General features: G+C 70.4%; 13 protein-coding genes and 1 pseudogene. 6 read left to right on the plus strand and 8 right to left on the minus strand.

Annotated elements, in window-relative coordinates:
* The 8 genes and pseudogenes from DIZ27_RS29915 to DIZ27_RS29950 form a co-directional block, all read right to left on the minus strand.
* Window positions 1–414, minus strand: a 414-nt coding sequence (locus DIZ27_RS29915) for a transposase (protein ID WP_146229014.1), incomplete at its 3' end; no start/stop codon positions are given.
* Between the two features lie 112 nt (window positions 415–526).
* Window positions 527–1,141, minus strand: a pseudogene (locus DIZ27_RS29920) (IS5 family transposase); the annotation flags it as partial.
* A 21-nt stretch (window positions 1,142–1,162) separates the two neighbouring features.
* Window positions 1,163–1,495, minus strand: a complete 333-nt coding sequence (locus DIZ27_RS29925) for a hypothetical protein (RefSeq protein WP_109381571.1) — start codon at window positions 1,493–1,495, stop codon at window positions 1,163–1,165.
* 137 nt (window positions 1,496–1,632) lie between these two features.
* Window positions 1,633–2,874, minus strand: coding sequence for a hypothetical protein (locus tag DIZ27_RS29930; protein WP_258308596.1), 1,242 nt, complete (start codon window positions 2,872–2,874; stop codon window positions 1,633–1,635).
* 212 nt (window positions 2,875–3,086) lie between these two features.
* On the minus strand, window positions 3,087–3,974 hold the full coding sequence (locus DIZ27_RS29935; protein ID WP_109381572.1) for a prohibitin family protein: 888 nt from the start codon (window positions 3,972–3,974) through the stop codon (window positions 3,087–3,089).
* A gap of 676 nt (window positions 3,975–4,650) precedes the next feature.
* A complete protein-coding gene (locus DIZ27_RS29940; RefSeq protein WP_109381573.1) occupies window positions 4,651–5,910 on the minus strand; it encodes a triacylglycerol lipase in 1,260 nt (419 codons plus the stop codon).
* Between the two features lie 1,128 nt (window positions 5,911–7,038).
* Complete coding sequence (locus DIZ27_RS29945; protein WP_219933661.1) at window positions 7,039–7,827, minus strand: class II aldolase/adducin family protein; 789 nt, start codon at window positions 7,825–7,827, stop codon at window positions 7,039–7,041.
* The gene (locus tag DIZ27_RS29950) at window positions 7,824–8,828 is read right to left on the minus strand and encodes a C-terminal binding protein (protein ID WP_109381574.1); all 1,005 of its coding nucleotides are present in this window, start codon (window positions 8,826–8,828) and stop codon (window positions 7,824–7,826) included. The genes DIZ27_RS29945 and DIZ27_RS29950 overlap by 4 nt, the downstream gene beginning before the upstream one ends.
* Before the next feature lie 191 nt (window positions 8,829–9,019).
* Between DIZ27_RS29950 and DIZ27_RS29955 the strand changes: the two genes are divergently transcribed.
* The 6 genes from DIZ27_RS29955 (at window position 9,020) to DIZ27_RS29985 (ending at window position 19,760) form a co-directional block, all read left to right on the plus strand.
* Window positions 9,020–9,931 (plus strand): Lrp/AsnC family transcriptional regulator, encoded by a 912-nt coding sequence (locus DIZ27_RS29955; RefSeq protein ID WP_109381575.1) that lies wholly within the window; start codon window positions 9,020–9,022, stop codon window positions 9,929–9,931.
* 195 nt (window positions 9,932–10,126) lie between these two features.
* Entirely contained in the window at window positions 10,127–11,788 is a 1,662-nt protein-coding gene (locus tag DIZ27_RS29960; RefSeq protein ID WP_109381576.1) for an amidohydrolase, read from the plus strand.
* A 100-nt stretch (window positions 11,789–11,888) separates the two neighbouring features.
* Window positions 11,889–13,226, plus strand: a complete 1,338-nt coding sequence (locus tag DIZ27_RS29965; protein WP_109381577.1) for an MFS transporter — start codon at window positions 11,889–11,891, stop codon at window positions 13,224–13,226.
* A gap of 955 nt (window positions 13,227–14,181) precedes the next feature.
* Complete coding sequence (locus tag DIZ27_RS29975; protein WP_258308597.1) at window positions 14,182–15,480, plus strand: serine hydrolase; 1,299 nt, start codon at window positions 14,182–14,184, stop codon at window positions 15,478–15,480.
* Between the two features lie 243 nt (window positions 15,481–15,723).
* The gene (locus DIZ27_RS29980) at window positions 15,724–17,199 is read left to right on the plus strand and encodes a 3' terminal RNA ribose 2'-O-methyltransferase Hen1 (RefSeq protein ID WP_109381637.1); all 1,476 of its coding nucleotides are present in this window, start codon (window positions 15,724–15,726) and stop codon (window positions 17,197–17,199) included.
* Complete coding sequence (locus DIZ27_RS29985; protein WP_109381578.1) at window positions 17,196–19,760, plus strand: polynucleotide kinase-phosphatase; 2,565 nt, start codon at window positions 17,196–17,198, stop codon at window positions 19,758–19,760. The genes DIZ27_RS29980 and DIZ27_RS29985 overlap by 4 nt, the downstream gene beginning before the upstream one ends.
* Window positions 19,761–19,843: the final 83 nt, after the last annotated feature.

Below are 19,843 nucleotides of genomic sequence, written 5' to 3' on the forward strand. Positions count from 1 at the left end.
CCGTCCCAGCCCCGCCCGTGCGCACAGCCGCMGCACCTCGGCGAACAGCTCCTCCACCACCCCCAGCCGCTCGGCCCTGAACCGGGCGATGGTGGTGTGGTCCGGCCCGCGCAGCCCGCAGATCACCTTGAAGGCGACGTCGGTGGTGCACAACCGCTCGATCTTCCGCGACGAGCGCACCCCGCCGGCATACGCGTAGATCAGCAGAGCCAGCAGCATCTCCGGGTCGTACGCCTGCCGACCCACCCCGCCCAGCCGGTACGACGAGCGCAACTTCTCCCGGCAGCCGTCCGACAGCGCCGCCACCGCGTCCAGGACGAACCAGGCAAGATGCTCTTCCGGCAGCCACTCCCGCATGTCCGGAGGAAGCAGGAACTGCTGATCGCGCTCCACCACGCGGAAACCCTTGGCCACCCGCCGAGTCTCCCAAATCCCACAAGCCCCAGCAGGCGAAAACGCAACAGGCCCCCTTGCGGGACTCAGTGTCCCAAAGCGAAAGGTTGTCCATCAAACCGGGGCAACTTCACCTGCTGGAGCAGCGTTCGACCACGTTGCGGGCCTTGTACTGGTCTGGATCGAAGGCCGGTGGCCGCCCGCCGGCCGATCCCCGGCGCTGTCGGTTAGCGATCTGGTCGGACCGTTCAGGGATGACCGCTCGGATGCCGCACCGTCGTAGGCCGGTTCGGATAGCGCGTGACGAATGCGCCTTGTCGGCGATGACCGTTTCGGGCCTGCGACGGGGCCGGCCTGCGGACAGGCGGGGCACTCGCCACCTTCGTCCTGCGGCGGTGCCCCTTTTTTGCGGGCTCCGGCGGCGTGCTGGTGGGCGCGGTTGATGGTGGAGTCCACTGACACGGTCCACTCCACCGTGCCTACGGCATCATCTTTAACCCGCACGTGCTCCAGCAGCTTCGCCCAGGTGCCGTCCCTCTCCCAGCGTGCGAAGCGTTCGTAGACGGTCTGCCAGGGACCCGTAACGCTCGGGCAGGTCACGCCAGGGTGCGCCGGTCCGCAACCGCCGGAGCACGCCGTTCACCACCTGGCGGTGATCCCGCCATGGCCGTCCACGACCATCAACACGCGGCAGCAGCGGACCTATCCGCTCCCACGCCACGTCCGTCGACCCACCCCGGCCAACCACAAGCTCAATGATCAGGTATGGCTAGTCACCCATGAACCACAAGTAGCTGCCCGGCGTCGCCGCACACGCTTCAAGAAGCTCAGCAAGGTCGAGCAGAGCCGCCTTCTGCTGGTCGTCAGTACACGCCTGCACCAGAGCGGCGACTTCCTGGCGGGCGACTTGAGCTTCCTGCTCGCTGAACAACGTGTCGTTGTACGGATCCACCCAGCCGAGCTTGCCCGAGTTCTGCCGGTCGAGGGTGCTCAGCACCCTCGCCAACCCTTCGCCGTGCTTGTAAGAGCCCCGCAGCAAGGTGTTCCGGGACGACCCCTTTCGTATGGGCCGCCCCGAGTGCAGCTCCAGCTCAATCCCCATGACCTCTCCTTCAGCCTCGGACACCGAAGCTTCGCAGAGATCATTTGTCAGACACGAGCTGGCTCGGTCCCTGTGGGAATCCGGGAGAAGATCTTCTCCCGGATTTCTCCCAGCCCCGACAGGAGTCGGCCCCGCGTTCACTGCCGCCCACGACGTGCCTGGCCGTCCTGGCCGGGGGCGGAGGGCACGGAAGGCGGGGAGAGCGGGGACGGCGTGGCAGCGGACAGTGCGCCGAGCACGTGAGGCAGGTCCTCGCTGCCCGCGCCGATCAGTACTCGCGCGCCGGGCACCGGTCCGCCCAGGGCCTCGCACTCGGCGACGAGCGCGAGTTGTGCCTTCTCCGCCCCGTCCGTACGCCGGTAGCGGCCGAGCCGCAGCCGCAGCGGGTCGTCCCGGTGCGGTGGCCGCACCCCGACCAGGCGCAGCGCCCCGGGGAAGGGCCGCACCCCGAAGCTGCCGGTACCCGAGGCCGGCCCGGATACGGCGGCAAGTCCCTGCGGGCCGGTCCGCAGCCACCCCATCGACAGCATCTGCCACGGGCCCGGACCCCACACGGTGCCCAGGAAGCGGCGCTCGGCCACCGGCGCGACGGGCTCCATCCGCTCCAGTGCCGGCAGCGTGCGCCGTACCAACCGGTACGCCCAGCAGGCCGTGCCCACCGCGCTCACCGCACCCACGACACCCGCGGTCCACGCCATCGTCCAGGGCGAATGCACCGCGAACAGCGCGCCGAGGGCCCCACCCAGCCCTGCCAGGGTGAAGGTCACCCCCGGCACCGTCGTCTGCCACGGCCAGTTCAACCGGGACACGCCCCCACGCACGATCCGCCACAGCCCCGACCACAGGAACGCCGCGCCCAGCCCGGCGAGGAGCGACCCGAATGCGGCGGGGGGTACGAACTCCCGGCCCGGATAGTGCGCTGTGCGCAGCATCCGCTGTTCACCGCCCGCCGACACCTCCAGCAGCCGCACCGAATCGCGCCACCAGTACAGGGTTGCCTTTCCGTGCCTGCCGGCGGCTTCGACAAGGTCCTGGTCCGCGTGGTCGACGTCCAGCTTGAGGGCCAGCGTGCGCCCCCCGGACCGGCCGAACTCGAACCGGTAGCGGGCCCCGCTCTTCTTGTTCAGCTTCAGCAGTACCTCGTCCACCGCCACATGCTCCGCCCGCAGGCAGAACGGCTCCCGGTACCGGTCCCCGCACACCTTCAGACTGCCCGTGTCCCGCCCCTGAGCGTCGTGTATCTCCAGGCGTGGGAAGTCGAGGTCGGCAGAGCGATCACGCTCCGCGCTCCGTGCCAGCTGCCACGCCGCCCCCAGCAGCACGACGGCCAATACCACCCGCACCGTCCCCCACACCACGTCATGCACCCGTCCGCGCACAGGCCACACCTCCCTGCCTCCCGGACGCCCCTCGCGCCGGTGCGACAGATCGGAAGTCTGCCACCGGTCGGCGACGACGCCCCCGCCACCCCGACCGCGGACTGCTTGACGCCACCCGGGGCGATCTCGGGTGCGGCTGAGTCCGGGAGCAGGCTCACCGGGCGTGCCCGTGCGGGCCGAGCACGATGCGCCGGCTCGGCCGGCAAGAGGAATCAGTTCCGGCGGCTGCCGTCCACGATGACCGGGGTGCCGTTGCCCGAGCCGCAGGGCACGGCGTAGACCGGGTTCTCCTTGGCCGCTTCCCTGTACGCGTCGATGCACTGGTTCAGCAGAACCTTGTCGGTCAGAGAGTCGTTGAGGATCTCGTTGGCGCGGGCGATGCCCTCGGCCTCGATCTTGCGGCGCTTGGCCTCCTCTTCCGCCGTGCGGGTTGCCTCGACGGCCCGCTCGGTGGCCTCCTTCTGCTGGATCTTGCGATCGATCTGCTTCTGGAGGGCGTCCGAAGGCTTGACGTTGCGCAGGTTCACGGCGGTGATGTCGATACCGCGAGGAGCGAGTCGCTCCTTGATCAACTTGCCGATCTCCGCGTTGATCTCCTCCCGGGCCGAGGCGTAGCCCTGCTCGCTGGTGTAGCGGGCGAAGACGTTCCGGACGATCTCCCGGCTGTCCGGGTAGACCAGTCGCTGCTGAATGGCTTCCTCGCTCCCTGCCAGCCGGTACAGCTCCGCCGCCTTGTCCGGTGTGACCGCCCACTTCACGGTCACCTCCGTGTACATCACACCGCCCTGGGAGGACCGCACCTCGACGACGTCCTTGTCGGAGAGGTTGAGGTCGACCGGACGGGTCGAGAAGGGCGTGACATCGGTGAAGGGCGACTTCAGGTGCATCCCGGACGTCATCGGCGTACCCACTTTGCCGAACGTCACCGGCACGCCGACCTCGTAGGCGCTGACGACGTACACAGTGCTGGCGATGCCGAAGAGCAGGCTGCCGAGCAGTGCGGCGCCGGCACCCAGCCGAAGCCGGAACGAGTTCTGGGCACGGGCGACGAAGTACATCACCACGGCGGCGAGAGCGAGCAGGCATGACAGTACGAGCACGGTGGTTCCCCCCTGAGAGACCCTGAGCGGTACCCCCCGGTACCGCTTGCCAGCGGAGGATATGGCACCCGAAGTGCGGAGGGAACAGCGGGTGTTCGCAAGCGGCGCCACTGCCACGGCGCCGACCTGGGGCTGGGCGAGATCGACTGGGTTGCGATGCCCGGTGGCTTCGACAACGTGAGTCTTGTTCTCGAAGCCGGCGCGCCATACGCCGGAAGGCCACCGACGAAACCCTGCGCCGCACTGCCATCGGCCCTGCACCTGATCGAGAACTCCGGCAACGACCTGCACACCCACGCCAACGCCGCGGACGTCTGCTTCAAGGCCCACTGCCGACGTTCCCCGTGGCATCGGCGGCACCCTGCCTGGCGATGAACTGCAACCAGAAAACGACGAAGGTCCCGACCACTGAGCGGTCGGGGCCTTCGTCTGCCTTGCTGGACGGCTGCGGAGGACACGAGATTCGAACTCGTGAGGGGGGTTACCCCCAACACGCTTTCCAAGCCTGTTGGTGCGAGTCAGGGGTACATCCGGGGCCGTTCACGTGCATTCACGCTCGTACGGCAGTTGGCCCCGCAACATCTCTCGGCCTCGTATGAACGTGGCCGAACGCTGCTGAATGAGACGGAAACTGAGACGGCCGAGCGGGTCGGGTGCGACGCGCCCACCCCGGTGGTCACCCCCCGGCGACGATCTCGTTCACGATCCACGCGCCGAGTTCTTCGGTCATGGTGGTGTGTCCTTCGTTGCGGCCGGCGCACACGAAGGCGTCGAGCGCGCTGTGATCCGGTGTGATCGGCTGGTAGAGCGCCTTCGGGTCGTTGATGTCACCGGTGTCGACGGCGCTGATGCTGGGGATGAAGCAGGACGTGCTGATGACGTCCGGGTCCACCTCATTGCCGAGGAGGGTCATGAGCATGGCGGCCAGGCCGAAGCTGCCGGTGTCGCCCGCAGGGGACGGCATGGTGAACAGGCCCCCGGGGGCACCGTCGATGTCGGGCAGCCCGCTGGTGCGAACCGTTGTCGGTTCCTCGCCCGTCTTCTGCAGGTTGGCGACGACCTGATCACCCTGCGCCTGGGTCTTGAGCCAGGTGTCGTGCAGCGTTTCACCGTTGCACTTCACCGCGGTCACGCCGGCCTTGACGCCGTTGCCGGCGCCGGTGTCCACTCCGTTGGCGACACCGATCTTGCGGACGTTCCGCGGCCATCCCCCGGCCTCGTCGAGTGCCCGGAGGAACGCCGCCCGCTCCGGTGCCTGCGCCGGGGTGTCGCCGGCCTTTCCGATGTGCCACCGTGCCATCTGCTTCGCGGCGGGGCTGTTGAGCAGTCCGGAGAGCTGGCGCAGGACGGGGCCCATGCCGGGGGCGTCTCCCCACTTGTCCGTTGCGAAGTGCGTGAAGGCCTGGAGGGCGACGGGGAACCATGCGCCCTGGTGGGGGGTGTCGTAGGAGAAGTACAGGGAGGTCTCGGGGTCGGGCTGCGCGGGGTCCTGCTCCATCATGGCCAGCGCGTAGCGGGTGATCAGTCCGCCCATGCTGAATCCGCCCACGGTCAGCTTCGCCCGGCCCACCCGCTCAGCGAGGGCCCGGCGGATGCAGTCGATGGCGGTGTCGGCGTTGGCCGTGATCGATGCGGTCCGGTCGTCGTAGCCGAGGATGATCACGTCGCGGCCGGCCGCGTGGAGTTCGGAGACGAAGCGGTAGTCGCCGTTCTCCTCCAGGCCGTGCCAGAGCTGGTCGAGATTGCTTGATCCGCTGGAGAAGCCATCGGAGAGGATGACGGGCCTGACGAGCTGCCTGCGGTTCAGCGGGCTGTAGTAGACCCAGGCCGTTCCGCCGGCGAGGGGCCATTCGTCGTGCGGTTCCGGTGCGGGGGGAAACGAGGCGCGGGCCCCGGGGGAGACCGGGCCCCAGACGTCAACGACAGTGTTGGACATGCTCAGTTGACTCCTTGCGCATTTCAGGGATTTGCCGAATGGCTGTCCCGTCACGCAGTCATTGCGCGACCGCGACCCTCCGGCAGCATGGTTGCGCAATGCGCATGCTTTGCTACTCACAGTGTGAGGCGGGTTGCCCTTCGGTGCCACCAGTGGCTCCGCTCAAGGCCGAGGCGGCGGCCAATCGGGTGAGGATGCTGTGGATGCGGCGAAGAGATCGGCGCTGCTTGTGGGACGCCGTCGAATCCGCAGTGACCGCATGGCACGAGCACGGCTCCCCGAACCGGGCCGCCTTCGCTGTGACACCGACCGCGGCGCGCAGGCCCTACGGCCCGGACGGTCCCTGGTGGTCGTCGCTGGTCGTCCTTGGCCACTGTCGAGCGACCTCGGACGGCCCAAGGACGGCCCGGTCTTGTCTGGGTGCGGGGCCGCGTTCGGCTGACAGCGGGGCGCCTGCGATGCGGTCCGTCTGAACCTCAGCCGACGAAGGTCGGCCGCGATGCCGGGTCAGCCGGCCGACCCGGCGCGCGTGTGCCTCGTTGCGCCCCCACCGACCTCAGCCCCGCTGTCGGTGCCGTCGACCAGAGCAAGCCGCGACGGCCGGCCCGTAGCGACGATACGAGAGCCTCAGCTCGGGACTCGTCGGCGCACAGGTCGACCGAGCAGAGTCGTCGCGACTGCGCATGGATGACTGGCCTCTGCGCCGGTTCGGAAGATCGTGGAATGCCCCATTCGTGAGGCCGGCTTTGCTCTCCACGGCGGGCAGCCTGGTGCGTGTGCTGCTCCGCCAGGTGCGAGCGCTCCTGCTGGACTTGGGCTGTCACTCGTGCGTGGTGCGGGCTTTTGCGTGGGGTGGGGATCCGGACCGCCCACAACCACCGCAAAGAGATGACCCACCACTTTACCGTCCGGAACCAGGTCACCGGCTGCGGGCGGCCGCCTGACGGCGGCCGCCCGCAGCCACCAGGCCCCACCTGGTGAGACATTCATGTGTACGCGGCACGTGGTGGCGCTGTGTCCGCTCACCCCGGACGCGGCGGTCTTCGCCTCCCACCGCGACCGGGTGGCGGGCCGCTCACCGGGCGGCGGCTCCGCGGGGCCGGGCGCTCCGGCAGGCTCCGCCGAGCCTCAGTCCTTGTAGTCGGGGGCGATCCGGTCGAGGAGGCGCAGCATGGCCGCCCACGCCAGGTCGTAGGCGCCGTCGTCCTCGAAGTCGCCGGTCTCCTCCCCGGAGAGCTGCCGGGCGGTGTACTCGCACACTTCCGCCGACGGTACGACCAGCGGCCCGCCGCCTGCCTGTGCGGTGACCTGGATCTCGCACGCCTTCTCCAGGTAGTACATGCGCAGAAAGGCCTGGGCGGCGCTCTCACCGACCGTCAGTAGACCGTGGTTGCGCAGGATCAGGGCCGGGTGGGTGCCGATGTCGGCGACGAGCCGCTGCTGCTCGTCCAGGTTGAGGGCGACCCCTTCGTAGTCGTGGTAGCCGACACGGTTGTAGAACTCCATCGACATCTGGTTCAGCGGCAGCAGCCCGTCCTGCTGGGCCGCCACGGCGCAGCCGGCCCTGGTGTGGGTGTGCAGGACGCACCGGGCGTCCTGGCGTGCCGCGTGGATGGCGCTGTGGATGACGAAGCCGGCCGGGTTGACCGGATACGGCGTCGGCTCCACCGGATCGCCCGACAAGTCGATCTTGACGAGGTTGGAGGCGGTGATCTCCTCGAAGAGGAGCCCGTACGGGTTGATGAGGAAGTGGTGGTCGGGACCGGGCAACCGCAGCGAGATGTGGGTGAAGATCAGGTCCGTCATCCGGAAGTGGGCCACGAGCCGGTAGACGGCGGCGAGTTCGCGACGCAACCGCAGTTCCTCGTCGGCCGTGGCGGGGACTTCCGTGGCTGCGGCGGGAAGCACGGTGGTCATACGGTGGCTCCTTCGACGGATGTGGCGGGGGCGGTGGGGTCGACGACCGGGGTGACCGGGCGCCCGGTGCGGTGCCAGGCGATCACGTTCTCGGCGGGCTTGCACACATAGGCGCGGCGCGAGGTGTCGGACAGATAGGCGCTGTGCGGGGACAGCCGGATGTCCGGGTGGCCGCGCAGCGGATCGCCCGGCGGCGGGGGTTCGACGGGGAGGACGTCGAGCGCGGCCCCGGCCAGTCGGCCGCTTTCGAGGGCGTCCAGCAGGGCGGCGGTGTCGACGAGTTCGCCGCGGGAGACGTTGACGAGCAGGCCGCCGGGACGGATCCGGCCGAGCAGCCGTGCGTCGGCGATTCCGTGCGTGGTGGGGGTGAGCGGTACGTGCAGGGACAGCACGTCGGTGGCGGCGGCCAGGGCGTCGAGGTCGTCGTGCCGCTCGACGCCGGCCGGCCAGTCCGCCTGCGCGGCGTGCGGGTCGTAGGCCGCGATCCGGCCGAAGACGGGGGCGGCGATCGTGGCGAGGTGGCGGGCGATGCGGCCGAGGCCGACCAGGCCCAGGGTCAGTTCGCTCGCGCGGCGCGGCAGCCCGCCCGCGGCGAACTCCTCGTTCCAGCCGCCCGCCCTGACCACGGCGTCGGCCTGCGGGAGGCGGCGGATCAGCGACAGCGCGCAGGCGAAGGCGTGCACGGCGACGTCCTCGGTGGCCGCCGACGGCAGGTTGGTCACCCACAGGCCGCGTCGCGCGGCCTCCACGGTGTCGACCATGTCGTAGCCGGCGGACATGGTGGCGATCATCCGCAACCCGGGGAGGCGGTCGAGCAGTGCGGCGTCGATGCGGGCGTATCCGACGATCAGGGCGACGGCGTCCACGGCGAGCGACGCGATGACGTCGGGGTCGCGGCTGTCGCCGATCCGCACCTCGAAGCCGGCGTCCTCGAGCATCCGCGCCGCCGGCTCAGGATCGAGGTCCTCCGTGTCCGTGAAGACGACTACGGGCTGCCTCATCGATCCTCCGCAGATGATTCGTCGGTGAATGTCGAGCTGAACGTACGTTTCGTCTCAGCGCCTTGTCCAGGGGTGGCCGTGCCGCGTGCCCGTGACACCGGTCACTCCGACGGGTGGCGGGTGACCGAGAATGGCAGCGGACCCGGGCGGGGCACGGACCCCGGGCCGCCGAACCGAGGGGATCAGCCCAGGTGGATCTGGACCGCATCGACCTGGCCGTCGTCCGCGAACTGCAGAACGACGGCCGCCTCACCTACGAGACGCTGGCGCAGCGCGTGGGCCTGTCCCGGCCGGCGACCCGGGCCCGCACGCAGCGGTTGTTCGCCTCCGGCGCGGTCCGGGTCGTCGCCGTCGTGCACCCGGTGATCCGCGGGCTGACGGCGTCCGCGCACCTGTCGATCGACACGCGCGGTCCGGCGGAACCGGTGGCGCGGGCGATCGCGGCGATGCCCCAGGCCCCCTTCGTCACGCTCACCGCCGGGCGGCGGGCGATCATGGCCGAGCTGCGCACGGAGAGCTTCGACGCCCTGGACCGCACGATCGAGCAGGTGCGGTCGCTGCCCGGCGTCTCCGCCGTGGACCCGCTGATCAGCGTCCGGCACATGAAGGACCCCTACCTGCTCGCCGCGAATCCGGGCGCGCACGAGCTGGACGACACCGACCGGAAGATCCTCGACGAGCTGGAACAGGACGGTCGGCTGCCGTTCGCCGAACTGGCCGAGCGAGTCGGCCTGTCGCCGGGCGCCACCCGGTTCCGCACCCTGCGCCTGCTGGAGGACGGTGTCGCGAAGGTGCTCGCCCTGGTGCGACCCGAAGTGCTGGGCCTCGGCTACCTCTGTGGTTTCGCGGTACAGGTCGACGGGGCGCGCGAGCCGGTCGCCTCCACGCTCGCGGCCTGGGAGCGGGTGTCGTTCCTGTCGGCGTGCAACGGGCGCGCCGAACTCGTCGGCACGATCAGCGCGGAGTCGCTCAGCGCGGTACGCACGACCCTCGACGCCATGCGGGCGTGCGAGGGTGTGCGCGGCGTGGAGAGCTGGGTGCACCTGGAGCTGATCAAGGAGCGCTACGACATGGGCGCGCCGAACGGTACGGCCGCGCCGTGAGCGGACCGTTCGGCGCCACGAGAGGGCCTCGAAGGACGATCCGTAAGTGAGAGGGTTCAAAACTTCCCAAGATTAATTTCCGTCACCCTCTGGCCAACGCGTCGTTCGTTATCTATCGTCCAGGCGAACGAATCAGCCGTTTGCGCGTCGCCTTGTCGACCCCCGGCGTCCCCTTGGCCGAAAGCAGGACCCCCCATGCACCACGCTCCCGCCGAACCCCGTACCGACCGCACCTTGCTGGTGACCGGTGCCGCCGTGGCGGCGGCCGGCACCGCCGCTCGCGCGGAGGCCCTCGCCGTTCGCGGCGACCGCATCGTGCACGTCGGCACGGCCGAGGACGCCCGCGCGGCCCTCGGCGGCCGGGCCGACGAGACGCTGGAACTGGACGGCGGCCTGGTCCACCCCGGGTTCGTCGACGCCCACTGCCACCCGGTGATGTACGGACAGGCCCTGGCCTGGGTCGACTGCCGTCCCGAGCGCGTCCCCGACATCGACACCCTGGTCGCCGTACTGTCCGAAGCCGCACGCGAACTGCCCGCCGGCGTGCCCGTCCGCGGCTTCGGCTATGAGCACCGCCGTCTCGCCGAGCGCCGCCACCCCACCTGTCACGACCTCGACCGGATCGCCACCGACCGCGAGGTGTACGTGATGAACGCCTCCGGCCACGGAGGTGTCGTCAACACCCACACCCTGCACACCTGTGGGATCACCGCGGGCACCCCTGACCCGGAGGGCGGTTCCATCGGTCGCTTCGAGAGCAGCGAGCCCGACGGGCAGCTGTGGGACGCGGCCTGCGACCTGCTCACCGGCCCCGCCGGAGTGAAGATCGGCAACCACGGCCCGAACTTCCACCTCTCCGAGCCCGACGACATCATGGCCGACCACCTGCTGCGCGCCCAGGACACCTTCCTGGCCGCCGGTGTGACCACCGTCGGCGACGCCCAGGCCTCACGTCGCGAGATGGAGACCTACCTGCGGGCCCGTGAGAGCGGGGCGCTGCGGATGCGCGTCTCGGCGTACCTCACCTCCGCCCTGCTCGACGTGGCCCTCGACCTCGGCGTCGTCCACGGTTTCGGCGACGACCTGTTCCGCGTGCAGGGAGTGAAGTTCTACGCGGACGGCACCCTCGGCGGCTGGACGGCCTACTTCCCGGAGGGCTACGCAGCCGACTGCTGCCACCACGGGCAGCTCTACCACTCGGCCGAGGAGTACGCGGAGCTCGTGCGCCGCGCCCACGCCGCCGGACTGCAGACGGCGACTCACGCACAGTCGCCGTTCGCCATCGGGATGGTGCTCGACGCCGTCGACAAGGCACAGGCGGACGTCTCGCGCGCCGACATGCGCCACCGCATCGAGCACTGTGGGCTGCCCACCGACGAGCAGATCACGCGCATGGCCGGTCTCGGCGTCGTGCCGGTCATGCAGCCGCAGCACCACCTGCGCACCGGCGACGGCACCCTCACCGCGATCGGCGACCTCGGCCACCGTTACAACCCGGCCGGGCCGTGCCTGCCGGCCGGCGTCCCCGTGGTGTTCTCCTCAGACGCGCCGGTCGCACCGCCCGCGCCGCTGGAGGCCGTGTCCGCCGCCGCCACCCGGCGCACCGTCCTCGGCACCGTCCTCGGCGACGCGTCACTGCGGCTGCCGGTGTCCGACGGACTGCACGCCCACACCGCCGCCGCCGCCCGCGCCCTGCACCGGGAGCGCTCGGTCGGCTCCCTCGCGTCCGGCCTGCTCGCGGACTTCGTGGTCCTCGACGCCGACCCGCTGGACGCGGACCCGTCCGAACTCGTATCGATCGGCGTACGGGAGACCTGGATCGGTGGATCCCGCGCCTGGGCCGCCCCCGGTCGCTGAGACCCCGTCCGCCGCCCTCCCCCCGCGGCCCTCTTCCCGCCGCCCCTGCCTCCCCTTGCCGCACATCCCTCCCCCGTCCCCGCCCCTGCCGGAGGCTCCCGTGTCCAAGCCAGTCAAGCCAGCGAAGCAGCAGAACCCGCTGAGATCCGCCTTCGCCGCTCTCGCCGGAACGTCCATCGAGTGGTACGACTTCTACGCCTTCGCCACCGCCGCGGCCATCGTCTTCGACGACGTCTTCTTCCCCGCGGACATGCCGCCCGTGCTCCGGACCATGTCCGCGTTCGCCACGTTCGCCGTGGGCTTCCTGCTCCGCCCGCTCGGCGGCATCGTCTTCGGGCACATAGGCGACCGTGTCGGCCGTAAGAACACGCTCGTCATCACCCTCCTGATGATGGGTATCGCGTCGTTCGCGATCGGCCTGCTGCCCACCTACGCGCAGGTCGGCGTGCTCGCGCCGACGCTGCTGATCATCCTCCGGCTCATCCAGGGCATCGCCATCGGCGGCGAATGGGGCGGCGCGGTGCTGATCGCCGTCGAGAACGCACCGAAGGGCAGGGCCACGTTCTTCGGCTCCTTCGCCCAGCTGGGCTCCTCGGTCGGCGCGCTCCTGTCGACCGGCGCGTTCTCGCTGATGCACCTGTGGGGTGACGAGGCGTTCAAGACCTGGGGCTGGCGTGTGCCGTTCCTCGCCTCCGCCGTGCTGGTCGTCATCGGACTGCTCATCCGGCTGAAGCTGGAGGAGGCACCGGTCATGGACGAGATCCGCGCCCAGCGGACGGTGCAGGACAAGCTCCCGGTCGTCGAGGTGTTCCAGACCTCCTGGCGCACCGTCCTCGTCGGCGTCTTCGCCCTGGCCACGGCCACCGGCGGCTACTACGTCGTCACCAGCTACCTGCTGACGTACGGCACCGACGAGTTGGGCCTGTCCGAAGCCATGCTGCTCAACGGACTGACCCTGGCCGCCTTCGTCGAACTGGTCGTCACCCCCGGCCTGTCCTGGCTGGGCGACCGCGTCGGCGCACACAAGGTCGTCATCGCCGGTCTGATCGGTGTGGTCGTCCTCTCCATCCCGCAGTTCCTCGTCATGGGCACGGGAAGCGTCTTCCTGATCTACGCGGCCATGATGGCGATGCGCTTCACGATGTCGGCACTGTACGGACCGATCGCCGCGATCCTCGCCGAGGGCTTCGCGCCCCGGGTCCGCTACACCGGGATCTCGCTGTCCTACCAGATCTGCAACATGATCTTCGGTGGGTTCGCCCCGCTGGCCGCGCTTTCGCTGACGGCGCTGGCCGGAGGCCACTACTGGCCGGCCGCGGCACTGCTGATGCTCATCTCGGCCGTCGGCATCTGGTGCACGGCGCTCCTGCGCCGGATGCGGGACACCTACTCGGAGCCGCTGACGACCGACCGGGACGCGGTGCCGGCCGGAGTGTGACCGAGCATCGGGTGACGTGTGCCACACCGCGCGCGGCCTGCGGGGAGGGCCGCAGGCCGCGCGCGGTGTCCCGCCTCCGCCGCCCGCGGCGGAACGGCGGACGGGCGGCCTGGCCACATGCCGCAGGTCGGCGAGCTCCGGACCGGTCTTCCGGCACCGGATGACGGCCGGCGGGGTGACCGGTCACCGAGCCGCTCACCGCCGAGTCGGCGGGGCCGCCGGACGACCCCGGGCAGGCGGCGCTGATCCATCAGGACGAGGCCCGGCAACGGGAAGCCACCGCCGGCCTCGTTGACCTCGTGCGGGCCGAACGTGCGAAGCACCACACCGGCGACCGCACGCACCGCAAGGAGAAGTCACCGGAGAGCTGATGGTGCGGTTGCGGTGCGCGCACCGCCGACCGGTCTGGACGACAAAGAACCCCCGGGTCGCTGACCTGGGGGTTCTTGCTGGAGCGGGTGACGAGAACCGAACTCGCGCTCTCAGCTCGGGAAGCCCGGGTTCTCTGGCGGCGATTACTGTACTGACCTGCGAATGCGCGGCCCGATTCGGTGCCGTGAGTGTGCGGGTTCGCGCCGCTGTCAGCCGTGGCCGTCCGCCCTTACGGGCACGGATCGGGTACGGCCTCGGCTTGTGCCGCTCGACAGCGCCAGCCTGTCCGTGGAGAGCCGTATCAGATGACACCCCTGCGGAAACGCATGCCGACGGCATCGCGTGCGCAATCGGCTACCACCCGCAACTTCACCATTACGAGGGCTGAGCTGCGCGCTGCCTGTGAAGCCGGGAGATTCCCGTTCAGCTGCCTGGACGCTCCGGTCGCTGGATGAATGACGTGAGATGACGAGCTGTCATGACACTGGCTATGTCGATGATCATCCGCAGGGAGGATGTAAGACGCATTGATGACCGATGAGGATTACTCCGAAAACGGCTCGACATCAGGAAGGGAAAAGCCTTGCGTATCAAACGACTTGCCGGAATCGTCCTCGGCGTCGCGCTGTTCACGGCCTCCGCGGTGCCGATGGCATCGGCCGACGCTGAAACCGCCTCGTCGACGGCCGAGTCCTTAGACCGTGCCGCTCTGCGCACCACGCTGGGGGCTGTCCATGAAGCGGGCATGTACGGCGGCTACTCGTCCGTTCGTGAGGGGGTTGAGCGGTGGACCGGCGCGTCCGGGCTCGCCGACGTGGACACCGGGCGTCCGGTCAAGCCCGGTATGCGGCACCGAGTGGGCAGCATCAGCAAGACGTTCACCGCTGTCGCGGTGCTCCAGCAGGTGGAACGCGGCCGGATCCGGCTCGACGCGCCGGTCGGCGAGTACCTCCCGGACCTGGTCGAGGGGGAGCGGGGCCGGGACGTGACCGTACGGATGCTCCTCAACCACACCAGTGGCATCGGCGACTACTTCCTGGACGCCTTCCCCTCCTTCGCCGACAACTCCGCGGCCAGCCTCGACGAAGAACGCTTCCGTTCCATCCGGCCCGAGGAACTGGTGCGGCTCGGTCTGGCTGCACCCGCCACGGGACGGCCCGGCGAGCAGCCGGGGTCGTACTCCAACACCAACTACGTGATCGCCGGGCTGCTCCTGGAGAAGGTCACCGGCCAGAATGCCGGGACGTACATCACCCGCAATGTCATAGACCGGGCCGGGCTGCACGCGACCTCCTACCCGCGCACCCCGTACATCAAGGGCCCGCACTCCCAGATGTACGAGTCGTTCCACGGCCTGATCGACCCACCTCGTGACTACAGCGTCTACGACATGTCCTGGGCGTCCACCGCGGGTGCGATCGTCTCGACCACCGACGACCTGAACCGCTTCTACCGCGCCCTGCTGGCGGGCAGGTTGATCGGACCAGCCGCCCTGAGCGAGATGCTGCGCACGGTCCCCGTCACCGCCGGCGGTGGCAGCATCGACTACGGCCTAGGCATCTACGTGCTCGACCTGCCCGGCTGCGGCCGCTTCTGGGGCCACGACGGAGCGGTCTTCGGTGCCGGCACGGTCGCGTTGTCCAGCCGCGACGGCAAGCGCCAACTCGCCATGGGCTGGAACCTCATGAAGTATCAACGCCTCAACGAGGACGGCACAGCGCTGGAGCCGAGCGCGATCGACTTCGCCATCAACAAACACATCGTCCAGGCGCTCTGCGGGACCCCGGGGTCCCGCGAGGCGACCGCAGGCGCCCGGCGACTGCTTCCCGAGGCGCTGCCCGGAGCGGACCTCTCTCCCGGTCAGTGGGTTACCCGCAGCTGAGACAAGGCCCGTCTGGTGCGGACGTACGGGCGAAGCCCTTCCTCGGCGCCCGTCCCTGCGGTCCACTAGCCGCTACTGGTCCGGACGGCAGAACCCCCGGGTCTTTGACCTGGGGGTTTGTCGTGGAGCGGGTGCCGAGAATCGAACTTGTGTTCTCGGCTCGGGAAGCGGTGAACCACTCCGCCGTCGTTCGCGAGGTAATCGAGTGTCGGTATGGACCCGATGCCACCCATACTCGGTCATGTGTTCCTGACGATCAGTACCACCGGCGTCCCCGAGCGCCCCGCGACCGACCTGGGCTTCTTGCTGCACAAGCATCCCGGGAAAGCGCAGGCGTTCTCCACCTCCTACGGCACGGCGCACGTCCTCTACCCCGAGGCGGATGCCGAGCGCTGCACGGCGGCGCTGCTGCTGGAGGTGGACGCGGTGGCGCTGGTCCGGCGGGGCAGGTGCAAGGGCCGGGGCGGTGCTCCCGACGCCGCGCTCGCGCAGTACGTCAACGACCGCCCTTACGCGGCGTCCTCACTGCTCGCCGTCGCGCTGAGCGCGGTGTTCTCCAGCGCGATGCGCGGTGTGTGCAAGGCCCGCCCGGAGCTGCCGGGGCAGCCGCTGCCCCTGCGTATCGAGGTACCCGCGCTGCCCGCACGGGGCGGCCCCGCCCTGGTCGGCCGGCTCTTCGAGCCGCTCGGCTGGACGGTCACGGCCGAGCCGGTGTCCCTGGACACCGAGTTCCCGCAGTGGGGCGACTCGCGGTACGTGCGCCTCGTCCTGGAGGCGGACACCCTCACCCTCGCCGAGGCCCTGCGCCACCTCTACGTCCTGCTTCCCGTCCTCGACGACGCCAAGCACTACTGGGTGGCGTCCGACGAGGTGGACAAGCTGCTGCGCGCCGGTGAGGGCTGGCTGCCCGGCCACCCGGAGCAGAAGCTGATCACCAGCCGTTACCTCACCCGCCGTTGGTCGCTGACGCGGGAGGCGATGGAACGGCTCGAGCTGGTCCGGCTGGCCGAGGCGGACGACAGCGAGGTCGAGGAGATCGACAACGCCGTGGGGGAGGACACCGAGGCCGAGGAGAAGCCGACCCCGCTCGCCGTGCAGCGCCGGGACGCGATCGTCGCCGCGCTCCGCGCGTCCGGGGCCACCCGGGTGCTCGATCTCGGTTGCGGCCAGGGCCAGTTGGTGCAGGAGCTGTTGCGGAACCCGGCCTTCACCGAGATCGTGGGCCTCGACGTGTCCATGCGGGCGCTGACCATCGCCTCCCGGCGGCTCAAGCTGGACCGCATGGGAGAGCGGCAGGCGGCGCGGGTGAAGCTCCTCCAGGGCTCGCTGTCGTACACGGACAAGCGGCTCAAGGGGTACGACGCGGCCGTGCTCAGCGAGGTGATCGAGCACCTCGACCTGCCGAGGCTGCCCGCCCTGGAGTACGCCGTGTTCGGCGCGGCCCGCCCCCGCACGGTCCTCGTGACCACCCCGAACGTCGAGTACAACGTGCGCTGGGAGAGCCTGCCCGCCGGGCACGTCCGGCACGGCGACCACCGTTTCGAGTGGACCCGTGAGGAGTTCCGTGCCTGGGCGGCCGAGGTCGCCGAACGGCACGGCTACGACGTCGAGTTCGTACCCGTGGGGCCGGACGACCCAGAGGTCGGCCCGCCCACCCAGATGGCCGTGTTCGTGACCGTGGACAAGACTGTGGACAAGAAGGAGGCGAAGGCAGCATGAGCAGCGAGAGCACTGCCGAAGCCCGAAGCGCCGAGGGCCGGGTCCTGCCCGTCACCGACCTCTCCCTCGTCGTCCTCGTCGGGGCCTCGGGCTCGGGCAAGTCCACCTTCGCCCGCCGCCACTTCAAGCCCACCGAGGTCATCTCCTCCGACTTCTGCCGCGGACTGGTCTCCGACGACGAGAACGACCAGAGTGCGTCCGGGGACGCCTTCGACGTCCTGCACTACATCGCGGGCAAGCGGCTCGCCGCGGGCCGCCGCACCGTCGTCGACGCCACCAGCGTCCAGCAGGACGCCAGACGCCAACTGATCGACCTGGCCAGGCAGTACGACGTGCTGCCGATAGCCATCGTGCTCGACGTGCCAGAGGAGGTGTGCGCCGAGCGCAACGCGGCCCGCTCCGACCGCGCGGACATGCCCCGCCGGGTCGTCCAGCGGCACATCCGCGAACTCCGCCGCTCCCTGCGAAGTCTGGAGCGCGAGGGCTTCCGCAAGGTGCACGTCCTGCGCGGTGTCGCCGAGGTCGAGAACGCCACCGTCGTCACCGAGAAGCGGTACAACGACCTCACCCACCTCACCGGCCCCTTCGACATCATCGGCGACGTCCACGGATGCGCCACCGAACTGGAGTCGCTGCTCGGCGCGTTGGGCTACACCGACGGCGTGCACCCCGAGGGCCGCACCGCGGTCTTCGTCGGCGACCTCGTCGACCGCGGCCCGGACAGCCCGGGCGTGCTGCGCCGGGTGATGTCCATGGTGAAGTCGGGCAACGCGCTGTGCGTGCCCGGCAACCACGAGAACAAGTTCGGCCGGTACCTGAAGGGCCGCAAGGTCCAGCACACCCACGGCCTCGCGGAGACCATCGAGCAGATGGACCGGGAGAGCGAGGAGTTCCGGGCCGAGGTGCGGGAGTTCGTCGACGGCCTGGTCAGCCACTACGTCCTCGACGGCGGCAGGCTGGTGGTCTGCCACGCCGGGCTGCCGGAGAGGTACCACGGCCGTACCTCCGGCCGGGTCCGCAGCCACGCCCTGTACGGCGACACCACCGGCGAGACCGACGAGTTCGGCCTGCCCGTGCGCTACCCGTGGGCCGAGGACTACCGGGGCCGGGCCGCCGTCGTCTACGGCCACACCCCGGTCCCCGAGGCGACCTGGCTGAACAACACCATCTGCCTGGACACCGGCGCCGTCTTCGGCGGCAAGCTCACCGCGCTGCGCTGGCCGGAGCGGGAACTGGTCGACGTACCGGCCGAGCGGGTCTGGTACGAGCCGGCCCGCCCGCTGCGCACCGAGGCCCCCGGCGGGCAGGACGGCCGCCCGCTGGACCTCGCCGACGTGCACGGCCGCCGGGCCGTGGAGACCCGGTACGCCGGCCGGGTGGCCGTGCGCGAGGAGAACGCCGCCGCCGCGTTGGAGGTCATGAGCCGCTTCGCGATCGACCCGCGCCTGCTGCCCTATCTCCCGCCGACCATGGCCCCCACGGCCACCTCCCACCTGGACGGCTACCTGGAGCACCCGGTCGAGGCCTTCGCCCAGTACCGGGAGGACGGGGTCGAGCGTGTCGTGTGCGAGGAGAAGCACATGGGTTCGCGGGCGGTCGCCCTGGTCTGCCGGGACGCGGAGGCGGCCGCCAGGCACTTCGGAGTCGAGGACGGTCCGGCCGGATCGCTCTACACCCGTACCGGCCGCCCGTTCTTCGACGACGCCGCGGTCACCGAGGAGATCCTCGGCCGGCTGCGCACGGCGATCACCGAGGCCGGGCTCTGGGACACGCTCGAAACGGAATGGCTGCTGCTGGACGCCGAGTTGATGCCGTGGTCGCTGAAGGCGTCCGGGCTGCTGCGCTCGCAGTACGCCGCCGTGGGTGCCGCCTCCGGCGCGGTGTTCCCGGGCGCGCTGGCGGCCCTGGAGAAGGCCGCCGCCCGGGGCGTGGAGGCGAAGGAGCTCCTGGACCGCCAGCGTGAACGCGCCGACGACGCCGCCGCGTTCACCGACGCCTACCGTCGTTACTGCTGGCCCACCGACGGGCTGGACGGCGTGCGCCTCGCCCCGTTCCAGATCCTCGCCGTCCAGGGCCGCAGCCTCGCCGCCCTGCCGCACGACGAGCAACTCGCCCTGCTCGACCGCATGGTCGAACACGACGCCACCGGCCTGCTGCGGACCACCCGTCGCCTGTACGTCGACCCCGCCGACCCGGAGTCGGTGCGGTCCGGCGTCGACTGGTGGCTGGAGATGACCGGACGCGGCGGCGAGGGCATGGTCGTCAAGCCGGTCGGCGCCCTGGTCCGCGATCCGCGGGGCCGCCTGGTGCAGCCCGGCATCAAGTGCCGGGGCCGCGAGTACCTGCGGATCATCTACGGCCCCGAGTACACGCGCCCCGAGAACCTGGCCCGGCTGCGCGGCCGGTTCCTGGGCCACAAGCGGTCCCTGGCCGTCCGCGAGTACGCGCTCGGCCTGGAGGCCCTGGACCGGCTCGCCGAGGGCGAGCCGCTGTGGCGGGTGCACGAGGCGGTCTTCGGCGTACTGGCACTGGAGTCGGAGCCGGTCGACCCGAGGCTGTAACGGTCCCGTCGCACTCCTCGCCGTCGGCCGTCCGACTGCCGCCCTCGACCGGGGGCCCGCCACCCGGCGGCCCCCCGGTCCGC

It is taken from the genome of Streptomyces sp. NWU339 (genome assembly GCF_003143855.1).
In the GTDB taxonomy this organism is placed as follows: Bacteria; Actinomycetota; Actinomycetes; order Streptomycetales; family Streptomycetaceae; genus Streptomyces.

Excerpts from the sequence above, each read along its gene's own strand:
- DIZ27_RS29925 (WP_109381571.1), bottom strand. The coding sequence starts at position 1,495 with ATGGGGATTGAGCTGGAGCTGCACTCGGGGCGGCCCATACGAAAGGGG.
- DIZ27_RS29960 (WP_109381576.1), top strand. The coding sequence starts at position 10,127 with ATGCACCACGCTCCCGCCGAACCCCGTACCGACCGCACCTTGCTGGTG.
- DIZ27_RS29985 (WP_109381578.1), top strand. The coding sequence starts at position 17,196 with ATGAGCAGCGAGAGCACTGCCGAAGCCCGAAGCGCCGAGGGCCGGGTC.
- DIZ27_RS29940 (WP_109381573.1), bottom strand. The coding sequence starts at position 5,910 with ATGTCCAACACTGTCGTTGACGTCTGGGGCCCGGTCTCCCCCGGGGCC.
- DIZ27_RS29945 (WP_219933661.1), bottom strand. The coding sequence starts at position 7,827 with ATGACCACCGTGCTTCCCGCCGCAGCCACGGAAGTCCCCGCCACGGCC.
- DIZ27_RS29950 (WP_109381574.1), bottom strand. The coding sequence starts at position 8,828 with ATGAGGCAGCCCGTAGTCGTCTTCACGGACACGGAGGACCTCGATCCT.